At 67.3% G+C, this 14,635-nt stretch carries 13 protein-coding genes; 8 read left to right on the plus strand and 5 right to left on the minus strand.

Going from position 1 to position 14,635, the window contains the following annotated elements; all coding sequences use genetic code 11:
* Positions 1 to 8: 8 nt before the first annotated feature.
* From FB548_RS08500 to FB548_RS08510, 3 genes are read right to left on the minus strand one after another with little or no spacing between them, the layout of a single operon-like run.
* Entirely contained in the window at positions 9 to 638 is a 630-nt protein-coding gene (locus tag FB548_RS08500; RefSeq protein ID WP_142124346.1) for a hypothetical protein, read from the minus strand.
* Positions 635 to 2,122: an oligosaccharide flippase family protein gene (locus FB548_RS08505; protein ID WP_185742038.1), complete on the minus strand. Its 1,488-nt coding sequence runs from the start codon at positions 2,120 to 2,122 to the stop codon at positions 635 to 637. The genes FB548_RS08500 and FB548_RS08505 overlap by 4 nt, the downstream gene beginning before the upstream one ends.
* A gap of 46 nt (positions 2,123 to 2,168) precedes the next feature.
* On the minus strand, positions 2,169 to 3,200 hold the full coding sequence (locus FB548_RS08510; protein WP_185742039.1) for an acyltransferase: 1,032 nt from the start codon (positions 3,198 to 3,200) through the stop codon (positions 2,169 to 2,171).
* Between the two features lie 92 nt (positions 3,201 to 3,292).
* Between FB548_RS08510 and FB548_RS08515 the strand changes: the two genes are divergently transcribed.
* Genes FB548_RS08515 through FB548_RS08525 form a run of 3 tightly spaced genes read left to right on the plus strand, consistent with a single transcriptional unit; the run spans position 3,293 to position 7,469 of the window.
* Complete coding sequence (locus FB548_RS08515; RefSeq protein ID WP_142124349.1) at positions 3,293 to 4,480, plus strand: glycosyltransferase; 1,188 nt, start codon at positions 3,293 to 3,295, stop codon at positions 4,478 to 4,480.
* Between the two features lie 27 nt (positions 4,481 to 4,507).
* Positions 4,508 to 6,490, plus strand: a complete 1,983-nt coding sequence (gene asnB / locus FB548_RS08520) for an asparagine synthase (glutamine-hydrolyzing) (RefSeq protein ID WP_142124350.1) — start codon at positions 4,508 to 4,510, stop codon at positions 6,488 to 6,490.
* 34 nt (positions 6,491 to 6,524) lie between these two features.
* Positions 6,525 to 7,469, plus strand: a complete 945-nt coding sequence (locus FB548_RS08525) for a class I SAM-dependent methyltransferase (RefSeq protein WP_142124351.1) — start codon at positions 6,525 to 6,527, stop codon at positions 7,467 to 7,469.
* Positions 7,470 to 7,479: 10 nt separating this feature from the next.
* Here the strand turns inward: FB548_RS08525 and FB548_RS08530 are convergent, their stop codons facing one another.
* Positions 7,480 to 8,694 (minus strand): PQQ-dependent sugar dehydrogenase, encoded by a 1,215-nt coding sequence (locus FB548_RS08530; protein ID WP_142124352.1) that lies wholly within the window; start codon positions 8,692 to 8,694, stop codon positions 7,480 to 7,482.
* A 141-nt stretch (positions 8,695 to 8,835) separates the two neighbouring features.
* On the opposite strand from FB548_RS08530, the gene FB548_RS08535 reads away from it, so the two are divergent.
* From FB548_RS08535 to FB548_RS08550, 4 genes are read left to right on the plus strand one after another with little or no spacing between them, the layout of a single operon-like run.
* Positions 8,836 to 9,084, plus strand: coding sequence for an acyl carrier protein (locus FB548_RS08535; RefSeq protein WP_142124353.1), 249 nt, complete (start codon positions 8,836 to 8,838; stop codon positions 9,082 to 9,084).
* Positions 9,085 to 9,105: 21 nt separating this feature from the next.
* Positions 9,106 to 10,614, plus strand: coding sequence for an AMP-binding protein (locus FB548_RS08540; protein WP_142124354.1), 1,509 nt, complete (start codon positions 9,106 to 9,108; stop codon positions 10,612 to 10,614).
* A complete protein-coding gene (nadE, locus tag FB548_RS08545; protein WP_142124355.1) occupies positions 10,611 to 11,591 on the plus strand; it encodes an NAD(+) synthase in 981 nt (326 codons plus the stop codon). Before FB548_RS08540 ends, nadE begins: the two co-directional genes overlap by 4 nt.
* Before the next feature lie 3 nt (positions 11,592 to 11,594).
* Entirely contained in the window at positions 11,595 to 12,650 is a 1,056-nt protein-coding gene (locus FB548_RS08550; protein WP_142124356.1) for a hypothetical protein, read from the plus strand.
* 29 nt (positions 12,651 to 12,679) lie between these two features.
* Here the strand turns inward: FB548_RS08550 and FB548_RS08555 are convergent, their stop codons facing one another.
* Complete coding sequence (locus FB548_RS08555; protein WP_185742040.1) at positions 12,680 to 13,711, minus strand: polysaccharide deacetylase family protein; 1,032 nt, start codon at positions 13,709 to 13,711, stop codon at positions 12,680 to 12,682.
* Between FB548_RS08555 and FB548_RS08560 the strand changes: the two genes are divergently transcribed.
* Entirely contained in the window at positions 13,698 to 14,615 is a 918-nt protein-coding gene (locus FB548_RS08560; RefSeq protein WP_142124358.1) for a glycosyltransferase, read from the plus strand. The two genes, FB548_RS08555 and FB548_RS08560, sit on opposite strands and share 14 nt — an antisense overlap.
* Positions 14,616 to 14,635: the final 20 nt, after the last annotated feature.

Below are 14,635 nucleotides of genomic sequence, written 5' to 3' on the forward strand. Positions count from 1 at the left end.
GCCCGGCATCACGCGATCTGTTCGCGATGCCAGGCGATCTCTTCGGCCGTCAGACGCAGGCGCCGTTGCGCGGGCCTGATCATGGTTGGTGCCGGAAATTCCTCGGGTGGCAGGCTGCGCCAGAACCATGCGTCGCCAATCCGCAGGCTGCGTACCGTCGCAAAGCGACTGAAGCCCATCGCATCGTGGGCCCGCAACGAAGGCCGGTTGGACACGCTCACGTCGGAGAAATACTCCATCGGCGTGGATTCGACGCTCATGCCCTGCCCCATCATCGCCACCAGCAGCCGCCGCCCGCGCCGCTTGGGCACCACGAATGCATCGCGCAGCCATACCTGGGATGGCGTCAGTGGCAGCAGCCAGGCAAGTTCGTCCATGTAGCGCGGCACGCCATGCAGCGCCCAGAACCATGCGACCAGTTCTTCGCCCTCGAGGATGCCGAAGCAGCGCATGCCGTGGTGATAGCGCCGCAGGATGCGTTCCGGTTTTCCCGACATTCCGTTGGCGCGGTACGCTGCCACCAGGCGGTCCATGTCCGCTTCCCGCAGTTCGATGAAGCGTTGCTCCTCCGACAGCGCCATCGTGCACTGTTTCGCCGCCGGCCGTCGCAGCAAGGCGATGGCATCGAAATGAATCATGGTGTGCTTTCCCCTTCTCGCACCCGATCTTCGAGGTGCCGCCGACGCGACATCCCCAGCCCTGCCAGCGCGTCCCCGACCAGGTCGCGCCCGACGCCCCACATCGCACCACCATACACAACCACGCCCACCAACACTTCGCCCGCCAACCGCCAGCCGATGGCCAGGTGGGCCTGCGTGGCCCAGCGCCAGGCCAGCACGGCCACGCTCATCAACGCACACGCCAGCGCAATGCGCAGACAGGGCGCCACCAGTCCCCGCAGGCGCAGACCGTCGGCGCGGCACGCACGCACCGTGAGCAGCCACTGCACCAGCGCGGCCACGCCGATGGCGCCCGACGCCAGCAGCACGCCGCCCTTCGACAGCAGCCACAACGACGACACCAGGGTCGCCATGGTCGCCACCTCGATCCACATCAGCCATTGATTGCGTGAATGCGCAGCGAGGAACGCGGACAGGATGAAGCTGCCCGTACCCGGCAGTGCTGCGATGGCGAGCACGCTCAACAGCGGCGCGACCTGCCACCAGGTCGGGGGCAGCAGCGCGGCGACCAGGGTAGGCGCGCATATCGCCAGGCCTGCCGACATCGGGAACAGGAGCAATGCCGCGAACGTCAGCGCACGCACCATCAGGGCGGGCCGCTCCTGCGGCGGGGCGCGCGTCACCGCCGGCACCATCACCGCGCCTATGTGCCCGCCCACATAGACCGCGGGCAACTGCGCAAGGTTGAACGCCATGCCATAACTGCCCGCGTCGTGCGCACCCACGAGCCGGAACATCAGCGGTTTGTCCCAGTAGCGCGCGCCTTCGCTCAGGACGATCTCGCCCGTGATCGGTGCGCCGAAGCGGAGAATGTCGCGCAGCCGCGCGGCAGATACCTTCACCGGCAGCAGCCAGTCGCGCAAGCGCGTGGCCGTGATCGTCGCGCCGGCGATGACGCAGGACTGGACGATGAAGGCGATGATCATCGCCTGACCGCCCAGCGTGGTCATGCTGACCAGCGAGACGGCCACCACCGCATAGGCCACGTCGCCCAGCGCGGTGCCCAGCGCGATCCGACCGAAGCGCAACTCGCGCGCGAGCAGCTTGTCCGGGATCGCGCCGAGGCGGCGGATACCGATGCCCAGCAGGGCGCCAGGCAGGTAGTCGGCCACCCGCGGGGCCTGCAGCCACTGTGCGAGCGTCGGCGTGGCCCACCAGAGCACTGCGATCATGGCGATGCCTGCAAGCAGGTAAACCATGCTCGCGGCGAAGATGGCTTCCCTCCCCTCGCCCCCCCGGACCACGACGTACTGGCCGCACCCCCATGCGGCGATCCAGTTGCCGGTCAGCGCGATGACCGTGGCCACGGTCACTTCGGCCACGATGTCCGGCGTCAGGTGGCGCGCGATCAGCAGGGTTCCGATCAGGCCCACCGCGCGTCCCGAAAGGCCACCGATGATGCCGAGTGCGGCGCCGGAAAAGATCTTTCGGTGATCGTTCAAGCAAGCGTCCCGTGCCGGTGCGTGTTTCCTGTGACCGGATGATCGCTCACGTCGTCTCCAGGCGCATCCCGCGCCGCCGCCAGCCTTCGCGCATCCACGCCATGACCGGTCGTTCGACGCCACGGTTCAGGCCCACAGCCAGCGCCAGCGACACGCTGGCCGCCACCAGGCATGCCAGCAACGCCGGCACGCCACGCTGCTCCAGCTGGTGGATCACCACGAAACCGATGGCCTGGTGTACCAGGTACAGCGCATACGAGATGCCGCCCAGGAAAACGAACAACCGCGTGTCGAGGAACCCGAGCCTGCCGCGGATGAACAAGGCGAAAATCGCGCAGCAGGCCAGCGCCACCGGCAGGAAGACCGGCCGCTCGCCGACCGCGATGGCCAGCAGCGCCAGCAGCACCATCACCAGGTTGAGCCGCCACTCGCCCGGATGGCGATGCATGCGATAGAACAGGATGCCCAGTGCGAAGAAGGGAATGAAGCGCAGGATCAGCAGTTCCCGCACCCAGTACGAGAAGTGCCAATGATGTTTCTCGCACAGGCCCTCGACCGTCGCCAACAGCAGCCATCCGCCGATGATCCAGTGGATGCGCCTGAGCTGGCCGACCACGAACCAGAACAGCATCTGCACGTAGAAGAACAGTTCGACCTGCAGGGTCCAGTAGGACCCGTCCAGATGCTCGGCACCGAGGATCTCCTGCACCATCGTGAAATTGAGCAGCAGCTCGCCCAGCGGAAGCTGCTGCATCGACAGCCCGGCGGCATACACCACGGCGGCAGTGAGCACGATGGCTGCCCAATAACCCGGAAAGAGCCTGGAGAAGCGCGACACCACGAAATCCATGGCGGTGCGCGTGCGCTCCAGTGTCATGAAGATCACGAAGCCGCTGATCAGGAAGAACAGGTAGACACCGTACTTGCCTACCCGCAGGTCGAGCGCCATGCCGCCCACATGGCCTATCTGCTCCTGATAACGCGTTGTGAAGTGGTAACCCAGCACGGCGACAGCGGCGATACCGCGCAGGGCGTCCAGTTCCACCATCCGCGAGGGCGTAGACGTTTCGTGACCCACCCTGTTCCCCTGCATCCGCATGACTCGGTTCTCATAACGCCAACCACGCCGTGCTTCGGACAGCATGGCCGCCTCTCCCTCACGGCTCCTGCATGCGTATCCTGATCGTCACCTCCCAGTTCCCGATCGCCGGCGAACCCAACCGCGGCCGCCCCGTCTACCAGACCGTGCGCGAGCTGTCGCGGCTCGCCGAGGTGAAGGTGATCAGCCCGGTCGCTTCGTATCCCCGCTGGGCACAGCCGCGCAGCTACCTGTATCGCCCCGTGGAAGATGCGCAGGTCGCGCCCGGCTGCGACGTGGACCATGTGCGCTATCCCGCGTTGCCGGCGATCAGCCGCCCTTTCAATGGCCATCTGTGTGCACGGGCGCTTGCCGCGCCGTTGCGCGCCTTCGCGCCTGACGTGGTGCTGGCCTACTGGCTGTATCCGGACGGCTACGGCGCGATGCGGGCTGCACACGCGGCCGGCATCCCCTTCGTCGCGGGTGCGCGCGGCTCCGATCTGCGCGTGCGGGATGCCATCAGCCGCCGCCTGACCCGACCCGTGGTCCGCGCGGCGCGCCGGCTGCTGGTGGTCAGCGAAGACCTGGGACGTGTTGCGGTCGACGGCTACGGTGCCGAACCCCATCGCATCCGCGCGATTCCGAATGGCTGCGATGCCAGTCTGTTCCACCCCGGCGACCGCAGCGCCGCGCGGCGCGCGCTCGGCGTGGCGGAGGATGCCGAGGTGGTGCTTTACGTGGGACGTCTCGTCGCCGAGAAGGGCCTGCGCGAACTGCTGCAGGCGTCGCGCCGCCTGGCGGCGCAGCGGCCGCGTGCCCGTGTGGTGCTGGTGGGTGAAGGTCCGCTGCGCGGCGAGCTGGACGCGGCGCTCGCCGCCGATCCCTCGTTGCCGCTGCAACTCGCCGGTGCGCAGGCACCCGCCGAAGTGGCGCGCTGGATGGTCGCTGCCGATGTCGTCACGCTGCCCAGCTATTCGGAAGGTCATCCGAACGTGCTGGTCGAAGCCCTGGCATGCGGCAGGCCCGTGGTGGCGACACCTGTCGGCGGCATCCCGGAAGTCGTGGATTCGGCCAACGGCGTGCTGGTTCCGGCCCGCGATGCGGACGCGCTGGCGGCCGCACTGGCGCAGGCACTGGAACGGAACTGGGACGAAGCCGCACTCGCGCGGCGCTTCTCCCGGGATTGGGAGCAGGTCGCCCGGGAAACCCTGGATGCATGCGGGGAAGCGCTCGCCGAAACGCATGCCGGCCGGGCGTACTACGCCACCGGCCAGGCCTGACAAGAACACGGACAGGGGAAGCAGCACATGTGCGGAATCGCAGGTTTCATGGGTCCCGGCGTCGTCTCGACGGAGGCGCGGCCCTGGCTTGAGCGGATGATCCAGCCACTGGCGCACCGTGGCCCGGACGGCTTCGGTTTCCACGCCGCGCCGAGTATCGGACTGGCACACGCGCGCCTGTCGATCATCGACCTTTCCACCGGCGACCAGCCCATCCACAATCCGCGCCGCACCGTGTGGACGGTGTTCAATGGGGAGATATTCAACTTCGTCGAACTGCGCAGGATGCTGGAGGACAAGGGCCACGTGTTCTACACGCAGTCCGACACCGAAGTGATCGTGCATCTGTACGACCGCTACGGCGAGGACTTCGTCCATCACCTCAACGGCCAGTTCGCCATCGCCCTGTGGGACAGCGAGCGCCAGCGCCTGGTGCTGGCGCGCGACCGGGCCGGCATCCGTCCGCTGTACTACACCCGCCAGCGCGGCCGCCTGTGGTTCGCCTCCGAAGTGAAATCGCTGCTGGCCGTGCTGCCCGAGTGTGCACACCTCGAACCGCAGGCGTTGCTGCAGACGCTGACCTACTGGGCGCCCGTGGATCCGGAGACGCTCTACCAGGGCGTGCAGAGCCTGCCACCCGGGCATGTGCTGACGGTGGAGCGCGACGGGCGCCAGCACCTGCGCCGTTACTGGGACTGGACGTTCCCCGACGCGGAGGCGACATCGCCTTCACGGTACCCGCTCACACTGGAGCAGGCCACGGCAGAGCTGCGCGAGCTGTTGGTAGATGCGGTGCGCCTGCAGCTGCGTGCTGACGTTCCGGTGGGCGCCTATCTCAGCGGTGGCCTCGACTCGTCCGGCATCGTCGCCCTGATCCGCGGCTTCACCGACACGCCGGTACGCACGTTCTCGGTGGCGTTCGAGGATGGCGAGTTCGACGAAAGCGCGCACCAGCAGGCGATGGTGCGGCATCTGGGCACCGACCACACCACGCTGATGTGCACGCGCCGCGACATCGGCAATGCGTTTCCGCGCCTGATCCGCCACACGGAAACACCCGTGCTGCGCACTGGGCCCGTCCCGTTGATGCTGCTGGCCGGCAGTGTGCGCCAGCACGGATACAAGGTCGTGCTGACCGGCGAAGGCGCCGACGAAGTGTTCGGCGGCTACGACCTGTTCAAGGAAGCCAAGGTGCGGCGCTTCTGGGCGCGCCAGCCCGACTCCCGCCTGCGCCCGCGCCTGCTGGAGAAGCTGTACGGCTACCTGCATAACTCGCCGGTGAGCAGTCCGGCGTTCGCGCAGTCGTTCTTCGGCCAGGGCATGGAGCACCTGCACCGGCCGATCTTCGCGCACGTCCCGCGCTGGACCACCTCGCAGCGTGCCTTCGCCTTCCTGGCGCCGGAACTGCGGACCATGGCCGCCCACTGGGATCCGCTGGAAGCCTACGAGCACACGCTGCCGCCGGAGATGGCGCGATGGAACGATCTCGCACGCGACCAGTACGTGGAAGCCAAGTCACTGCTGGCGGGCTACCTGCTGTCGTCGCAGGGCGACCGGGTGGCGATGGCGAACTCGATCGAGGGCCGTTTCCCTTACCTTGACCATCGCGTCATCGAATTCGCCAACCGCCTGCCGCCCAGCTTCAAGATCCGCGGCATGACAGAAAAGTACCTGCTGCGGCGCGCCCTGGCGGAACTGCTGCCAACGGATATCGTGCAGCGGACCAAGCAGCCGTACCGCGCACCGGACAGCCAGAGCTTCTTCTTCGACGGCAAGCCGCTGGACTACGTCGCCGAGCTGCTGTCGCCCGACGCGATCCGCGATGCCGGCTATTTCGACCCCGCGCCGGTCTCGCGGCTGGTGGAGAAGTGCCGGCTTGGACGGGCGACGGGCTTCGCCGACAACCAGGCATTCGTGGGTATCCTTTCCACGATGCTGGTGCACAGGCAGACCGTCGAGGCGCGCCTGTCGCCCACCCCGGCGGCACACCCTTCCGGCGCGGTCGCGTAGGACGCACACTCGGACATCTCGAGGGGATCAAGGCATGGATTGGCGGGTCAAGGGCACCATCCAGAAAATTCTCGGCGCGCTGCCCGGTGGGCACGGGCTGCACTTCCACCTGCAGCGCCGCTTCGGCGGCCTGCGCGATTTCGACCGTGAACTCGCGACCAAGGTGGACGACTGGGAAATCATGATCGGCCACCTGCGCGGCGCCGGCATCGTGCTGCCCGGCGTCCGCTGCTTCGAGATCGGTACCGGGTGGTACCCGACGTTCCCATTCGCCTGCTATCTGGCAGGTGCCGCACGCGTGACCACGTACGATCTCAATCCGCACCTGCGCATGGACCTGACGCTGCGCTGTGCGGACGTGCTCGGCCGTTTCCTCGACCGCATCGCCACCGCTGCCGGCGTCCCGCTCGCGGACGTCGAACAGCGCCATCGGCAGCTGCTCGACCGCCTGCGCGCGGACGCCGACCTCGAGACCGCCAGCGACGGCGTGATTCATTACCGCTCGCCGGCGGACGCCACCCGTACCGCGCTTCCGGACGGCGATGTCGATGTGGTGTTCTCCAACAGCGTGCTCGAACACGTGCCGCCGGATGTGATCGATGCGATGTATGCCGAAGCCATGCGGATCCTGTCGCCACGCGGCCTGATGTTCCATTCGGTCAATTGCGGCGACCACTACGCCTACGTGGACCGCAGCATCCATCAGTTGCACTACCTGAAGTACTCCGACAACCAGTGGCAGCGCTGGAACAACGCCTTTCTCTACCAGAACCGTCTGCGCGCGCACTGGTTCGTGGAGGGCGCGCGCAGGCACGGATTCGACATCGAACTGGACACGTCCACGACGCGGCCCGAGCGCATGCGCCAGCTCGCCGGCACGCCCGTGCACCCGCAGTTCGCCCACGTCCCGGCCGAGCAGCTGTGCATCACCAGTGTGGATTTCATCGCGCGCAAGCCGGCTGCGAGCGCGGCCGGCTGACCGTCGCGCGCTATTGCAACGCAGCCTGTGCCGGTGCGGTTGTTGCAGGCGCAGGTGCGATACGCAGCAGCTTGCCGTCGGGTGCCGGCGCATCCACCAGCACGTACAGCGCGCCATCCGGCCCCTGCCGCACATCGCGGATCCGCTGGTTGCGTTCGGTCAACAGACGTTCTTCGTGCACCACGCGGTCGCCCTCCAGTTCCAGGCGGATCAGCGCCTTGTCCGCCAGCGCACCCAGGAACAGGTTGCCCTTCCAGCCAGGCAACGCGTCGCCGGTGTAGAACACCATGCCGCTGAGACCGGGGGACTTCGCCCAGACATGGTGGGGCTGCTCCATGCCGGGCGCCGCCTTGCCCTGCGAACCCGGTACGGGCCGGCCGCTGTAGTCGATCCCGTGGGTGATCACGGGCCAGCCGTAGTTGAGGCCGGCTTTGGGCAGGTTGAGTTCATCGCCGCCCATGGGCCCATGCTCGGTGGCCCACAACTGGCGCGTCACGGGATGCAGGGCCGCACCCTGCACATTGCGATGCCCATACGACCAGATTTCGCCACGGGCACCGGCGCGTGACACGAAGGGATTGTCGGCCGGCACCGTGCCATCGGCATGGATGCGCGCGATCTTGCCCGAGAGCTTGTCCAGCTCCTGCGCCGTGGCCGCACCGACGCGATTGTCGCCCTGGGTGACGAACAGGTTGCCCTGGTCGTCGAACACCAGCCGTGCGCCGACATGGGTGCCGTGCGAGAGCTTGGGCTCCTGCCGGTACACGACGGTCGACTCGATCAGCGCATCGCCCTGCAACTTGCCGCGCACGACCGCAGTCCCCGCCTTGTTGCCGCGGAAATTGGGCTCGGCGAAGGCCAGGTAGATCCAACCGTCCTGCGGGTAACCGGGTGACAGTGCGACGTCCAGCAGCCCGGCCTGTCCGTCGACGAAGATCTCCGGCAACCCGGTGATGGGGGCCGACACGCTGCCGTCGGCGGTGATCCTGCGCAGTCGTCCCGCCCGTTCTGTGACCAGCATGCCGCCGCCGGGCAGGAAGGCGAGCGACCACGGATGGTCGAGGCCGACGACCTGTTCCGACACCACGAAATCCTGCCTCTCCGACGCGTAGGCCGTTGGCGCCGGATCCTGCACCGAGCGGGGAGGCGCCGCGGGCGCCGCGACGGGATCGGCCTGGCGGCACGCCGCCAGCGCCAGGACCAGCAGACACAGGGAGAAACGCATCGTGTACTCCTGTCGGTGCGGATACTGGGCGGCGATGGTAGCACCGGCGGATCGGCGACCAGCACCCCATCCGGATGGCCGGTGATACGCGGAACCGCCGTTCATGTGAGCAGCAACGGAACAAGAAGCGTTGGGGAAACCATGCCGCAGAAGCAGCAGATCAAAACCTTCATCCTGCAGAACTTTCTCTTCTCGGATGACCCTTCCGCCGTGGGCGATCAGGATTCGCTGATCCAGGGCGGCATCATCGACTCGACGGGGATCCACGAGCTGGTGTTCTTTCTGGAGGACGCGTTCAAGCTGCAGATCGCGGCGGAAGAGATGACACCCGCCAACTTCGATTCCATCCAGACCGTCGACGCGTTCGTCTCGCGCAAGCTGGCCGGCTGACCCGTCGCGCACGCCGTCGCCATGGAGCGTCTCGCCACCCGACTCGCGCGGATCGCACGTACCACGCCGCAGCGCGCCGCGATGGTGGAGGGTGGGCGCACGATCGACTACGGCACCTTCTGGTCGCAAGCGTCCGGCTTCGCGCACTACCTGCGCCAGGCCGGCCTGCAGGCCGGCGAACGCGTGGCGCTGGTGCTTCCGAACAGGATCGAAGCCGCCGTGGCGCTGTATGGCATCTGGCTGGCCGGCGGCGTCGCCGCGCCACTGAATGCCCAGGCACGTTCGCGCGATTTCATACCCTGGCTACGCCACTGCGGTGCGCACTTCGTAGTGCATGAAAGTGGCCATCGCGACATGGAGCAGACCTTCGCGCAATGGGAAGACGGGACTCCCGCGCCGCAGGTGATCGCGCTGGCGCCGGACGACGGCCTGCCTGTGGTCGAGGGCGACGAAGACTGGCCGCAGCGCGACGCCGACGACACCCTGGCGCAACTGCTCTACACCTCGGGCACCACAGGTGAGCCCAAGGGTGTGATGCTGAGCCATGGCAATCTCGCCGCCAACACCGATGCCGTCATCGCTTACCTGGACCTGACGCGCGACGACGTGATCGTCAGCGTGCTGCCGTTCTACTACGCCTATGGCGCATCGGTGCTGCATACCCACCTGGCCAGCGGTGCGTGCATCGTGCTTGGCCCGGGCATGGTCTTTCCGATCCAGGTACTCGACGCGCTGCAGCACCACCGCGCAACCGGTTTCTCCGGCGTTCCGTCCACCTATGTGTTGCTGATGGACATGCTGGAGCGCCGCAGCCACGACCTGTCTTCGCTGCGTTACCTGACGCAGGCGGGAGGCGCGATGGCGCCCGCCGTGGCCGACCGTGTCCGCGCCGTGCTTCCGGATGCGCGCCTGTTCCTGATGTATGGCCAGACCGAAGCCACGTCACGGATCAGCTGGCTTCCGCCGGAACGTCTGGACGACAAGCGCGGCTCGGTCGGCATCCCGGTGCAGGATACGCAGTGGCGCATCCTGCGCGAGGACGGCAGCCCCGCCTCGACGGGCGAAGCAGGCGAAGTCTGCGTGCGTGGGCCCGGCATCATGCGGGGCTACTGGAACCATCCCGCCGGCACCGGAGCGGTCCTGCGCGATGGCTGGCTGCATACCGGTGATCTCGGCCATGTCGACGCCGACGGCTATCTGTTCCTGCAGGGCCGACGCAGCGACATGATCAAGACCGGTGCCCACCGCGTGCACCCCAACGACGTGGAAGAAGTCATCGCAGAACTTGCCGGCATCCGCGAAGTGGCGGTGGTCGGCGTCGACGACGTCACGCTGGGCCAGGTCATCAAGGCCTTCGTGGTGGCGGACGAATGCATCCCCCGTGCGGAAGACCGCATCAAGGCGCACTGCCGTGCACGCCTGCCGGCCTACAAGATTCCCCGACACATCACCTTCGTCGAAGCCCTGCCGCGGACTGCATCCGGCAAGGTAAGACGCGTCCAACTGACGGAGCAGACCACGACACCATGAGCCAGCTCGATCACCATGTCCTCGACATCGACTACCAGAGCGAAGCCGATCGCATCGCCGCACGCCTGCGCGAGATCACCGCGCGCCAGCTGCACCGGCGCGGCCTGGTCGTCGCGATCTCCGGCGGCATCGACAGCTCGGTCAGCGCCGCGCTCGCGGTGCGCGCGTTGGGGCCCGACCGCGTGTTCACGCTGATCCTGCCCGAACAGGATTCCTCCGACGACAGCGCCGCGCGCGCGCGCATCCTCGCCGAACACCTGGGCGTGCGGACCGAGACGGTGGACATCGCCCCCGCCCTCGCGGCCATCGGCTGCTACCGCGCCCGCGACGAAGCCGTCCGCAACACGCTGCCCGAGTACGGCGAGGGTTGGAAGTTCAAGATCGTCATCGACGGCGGCACGGAAGGCCGCATCAACCGCTTCCGCCTGGTGGCGCAGTCGCCGGATGGCGTGCTGCACGAACGCGACCTGGCTCTGGCCGACTACCTGACCATCGTCGCCGCCACCAATTTCAAGCAGCGCATCCGCAAGACGCTGGAGTACTTCCATGCCGACCGCCTCAACTACGGCGTAGTCGGCACGCCCAACCGCGTGGAGTACGACCAGGGATTCTTCGTCAAGAACGGCGACGGCTCGGCGGACGTCAAGCCGATCGCGCACCTGTACAAATCGCAGGTGTACGGCATGGCGCGCCACCTCGGCCTGCCCGAGCGCGTCTGCGCCGCCATACCGACCACGGACACCTACAGCCTGAGTCAGGGCCAGGACGAGTTCTACTTCGCCCTGCCCTACCAGCAGATGGACCTCGCCATCTGGGCGCTCAACCATGGCCGCCCCGCCAGCGAGCTCGCCGTCGCCCTGGGCATCACGCCGGCGCACGCGCAGGCCGTCTACGACGACGTCCGCAACAAGCGCCGCACCACGAAGTATCTGCACATGGCGCCGGTGTTGGCCGGCGACGTTCCCGAACTGGACTGAGCGATGAACGCCATGCCCACCCCGCCGCAGTACCTCGTGGAAGCCGGCCTTCCGGCGCGCGACCGGGAGACGGTGCTGTCGTTGTGGCGTGGCAATCTGGGCCAGGACGCCCGGATGACGGCAAAGTACGAATGGTTCTACCTGCGGTGCCCGCATGGCGAGCCGCTGTTGCAGTTGCTGCTCGATGTCCCGACGCAGACGCACGTGGGCACGGCATCCGCAGGCAGGCGCCGCCTCGTATGGCAGGGGCGGGAACTGCGTGGCGGCGTGCTCGTGGACCTCGCCGTGCTGCCCCAGCATCGTTCACTGGGGCCCGCACTGATGCTGCAGCAGGGATTGATCGCGGCTGCGGGTGAGGCGCTCGATGTTCTCTACGGCTTCCCGAATCCCAAGGCCGCCCCGGTTTTCAAGCGGATCGGGTATGCCCAGTCCGCGCATCTGGTGCGCTACGCACGCGTGCTGCGCCACGCCCACTATCTTCGCAGCCGCCTGCCAGGCTGGCTCGCGTCCCCCGCAGGCTGGGCCGCCGACAGGGTGGTCGCGCTCCGCGATGCATGGTCGCGCCTGCGCGGACCGGCGCTGCGCTCGGCATGGACGGACCAGGCCGATGCCCGCATCGATGCCGTGTGGGCGGACTCCCACAAGGGCGACGATGTCATGGCGGTGCGCGATGTCGGCCATCTGCGCTGGCGCTTCGACGAATCTCCGCTGGCGACCACCCGCTATCTGCTGGTGAAGCGCGCACACGACCGTGCCCTGCAAGCCTGGTTCGCCGTGCAGCGCATCGAGGGTACACTGCATGTGCGCGACTTCTGGTCCCTTGATGGTGCCAACGGCATGGCGGCGATGCACGTGGGGGAGCTGCTTCGTGCCGCGCGTACGCTGGGCTGCGCCGCCGTCTCGGTGGAAATGTGCGCATCGGACGTACAACGCAAGGGGTGGCAGGCGCTGCATTTCGTCGAGCGTGGACGGCGACCGGTGTTCACGCGCTGGAGTTCGTCGGACGAACCTGCAGCCGCCGCGTCGCTGTTCCTGACCTCGGCGGACGAAGACGAATAACACACACGCAACGCCCGTGCCTGACAGCCTCAGGCCAGGCGACGCGCCTGGCGCCGGAACAGGTACAGCGCCAGCCAGTCTTCGCGGAACCGCCCCTTGGCATCGACGACCGCATCGGTTTCGAAGCCGGTTCGACCCAGCAGCCAGCCAACCCCCGTCGTCGTGGGATTCAGTACCGGCACGCTGGTGAACAGCAATTCGTAACCGGCTTCGCGCGCCCGCTGCGCGATGGTGTCATCGAATGATCCATGCGGGAAAGACATAGACTCCGCATTGGCATGCGGCTGCCCCAACTGCCTGGCGAGCGATGCGCGCGCGCCGGCAAGTTCCGCATCCAGATCATCCGCAAGCCTCATCGGCGTATGGGTCTTGCCATGCAGGCCCAGGGCCACGCCCCCGGCCTCCAACTGGTGTAGTTCCTCGACCGTGACCATGTGCCGGTGCCCGTCATCGAGCCGTGTCATGAAAGGTGCCAGCACACGCTCGCGCAGATCCGCTTCCAAGGCTTCGATACGCGCAATCACCTCGCGCAACGCACCGATGGTTTCATCGACCTCTGTCGCCGGTGCCGCATCGACCGGCAGGGCGGTCGCCAGTTCGCGTACGCCCAGCGCACCGCGACGCCAAGCGCCGATGAGGCGCTCCTGGAAGAAAGGTTGCCGGGTTCCCACCGCATCCGCCACCACGAACAGCAGCGCCGGCAAGCCTGCCCGCTTCAACGCGGGAAGCGCGTAGTGGGCATTGTCGGCCCATCCGTCGTCGAAAGTGATCAGCAAGGATCTCGGCGGCAAGGGTGTGCCCGTCCTGCGCGACACCAGCACCTGCTCCAGCGACACCACGCTGTAGTGGCGGCGGAAGAATGCCAACGACTGTTCAAGCCAGCGCGTGGCAAGCGTGTAGTCCGGGTCGCAGGTCGCCCAGCGCGGATCGTCCGGACTCAAGGTACGATGGAACATCACCACCGTCAGGCTGTCCGCATTGCGCAGCCGGTGATAGAGGCCGAGCAATCCGCTCGTGTACAACAGCTTCTTGGAGACGTCCTTCAGCATGGCGCCCGACATCGAAGTTTCAGTGATTATACCGACGTACAACCGTCGGGACCTGTTGCCGCGCGCCATCGATTCCGTGCTGGCGCAGACCCGCCGCGTCGACGAGATCATCGTGGTGGACGACGGCTCCACCGACGGCACGGCCGACATGCTGCAGGCGCGCTACGGCGAGCGAGTGAAGCACGTATGGCAATCCAACGCCGGCGTCTCGGCCGCGCGCAACCATGGCCTCCGCCTCGCCCGTGGACGCTATCTCGCCTTGCTCGACAGCGACGACGAGTGGTTGCCGGAGAAGACCGCACTGCAGGTGGCCTTCCTCGAATCCAGGCCGGACTTCGGCATGGTCGTCTGCGACGTCGAGCGCATCGATGGCGATTACCGGCATATCGACGTCTTCCATCGCCGCGAGGTGATCCGTGAGAATGGCTGGGCGCTGCGATGGTTGCTGCACAACCCGGCGTTGATTCCGGCGTCGGTCATGCTCCGCCGGCAGGTGGTGGACCAGCTGGGCGGGTTCGATGAGACATTGCGCACTGCCGAAGATCTCGAGTTCCACCTCAGGGTCGCACGCCACTGGCCGATCGGCGTCGTCGAACAGGCCCTCGTGCGCGCGATGCGGGGGCACGAAGGCCTGTCGGCAGCCAGCAGCACGTACGATGATTATGTCCGCGTGGTGGAAGCCGCTGTCGCCAGTGCCCGTGGCTCGCTCGACGACGGCGAACTGGACGCGGCGCTCGCCGGCACCTATCTGCGCAATGCGCGCGGCATGCTGATACGCCGCCGCTGGGTTGCGGGCGCCAGGCTGGCCAGCCGCGCCTGGCGGCTCTCGCGGGACAGGGGACAGCGTCGCGAAATCCTGGCCCTGTTGCCGTTCGGCCTGAAGCGCTTCCTGCGCGGCCTGCTCCCGGCCGGTTGAATTTCCCTTCCGCATGCGCG

Origin of the sequence: Pseudoxanthomonas sp. 3HH-4, from assembly GCF_006716465.1 — a bacterium.
Classification (GTDB): domain Bacteria; phylum Pseudomonadota; class Gammaproteobacteria; order Xanthomonadales; family Xanthomonadaceae; genus Pseudoxanthomonas_A.

Coding starts and splice junctions, on each gene's coding strand:
- FB548_RS08500 (WP_142124346.1), bottom strand. CDS start 638: ATGATTCATTTCGATGCCATCGCCTTGCTGCGACGGCCGGCGGCGAAA.
- FB548_RS08515 (WP_142124349.1), top strand. CDS start 3,293: ATGCGTATCCTGATCGTCACCTCCCAGTTCCCGATCGCCGGCGAACCC.
- asnB (WP_142124350.1), top strand. CDS start 4,508: ATGTGCGGAATCGCAGGTTTCATGGGTCCCGGCGTCGTCTCGACGGAG.
- FB548_RS08525 (WP_142124351.1), top strand. CDS start 6,525: ATGGATTGGCGGGTCAAGGGCACCATCCAGAAAATTCTCGGCGCGCTG.
- FB548_RS08530 (WP_142124352.1), bottom strand. CDS start 8,694: ATGCGTTTCTCCCTGTGTCTGCTGGTCCTGGCGCTGGCGGCGTGCCGC.
- FB548_RS08535 (WP_142124353.1), top strand. CDS start 8,836: ATGCCGCAGAAGCAGCAGATCAAAACCTTCATCCTGCAGAACTTTCTC.
- FB548_RS08540 (WP_142124354.1), top strand. CDS start 9,106: ATGGAGCGTCTCGCCACCCGACTCGCGCGGATCGCACGTACCACGCCG.
- nadE (WP_142124355.1), top strand. CDS start 10,611: ATGAGCCAGCTCGATCACCATGTCCTCGACATCGACTACCAGAGCGAA.
- FB548_RS08550 (WP_142124356.1), top strand. CDS start 11,595: ATGAACGCCATGCCCACCCCGCCGCAGTACCTCGTGGAAGCCGGCCTT.
- FB548_RS08560 (WP_142124358.1), top strand. CDS start 13,698: ATGGCGCCCGACATCGAAGTTTCAGTGATTATACCGACGTACAACCGT.
- FB548_RS08555 (WP_185742040.1), bottom strand. CDS start 13,711: ATGTCGGGCGCCATGCTGAAGGACGTCTCCAAGAAGCTGTTGTACACG.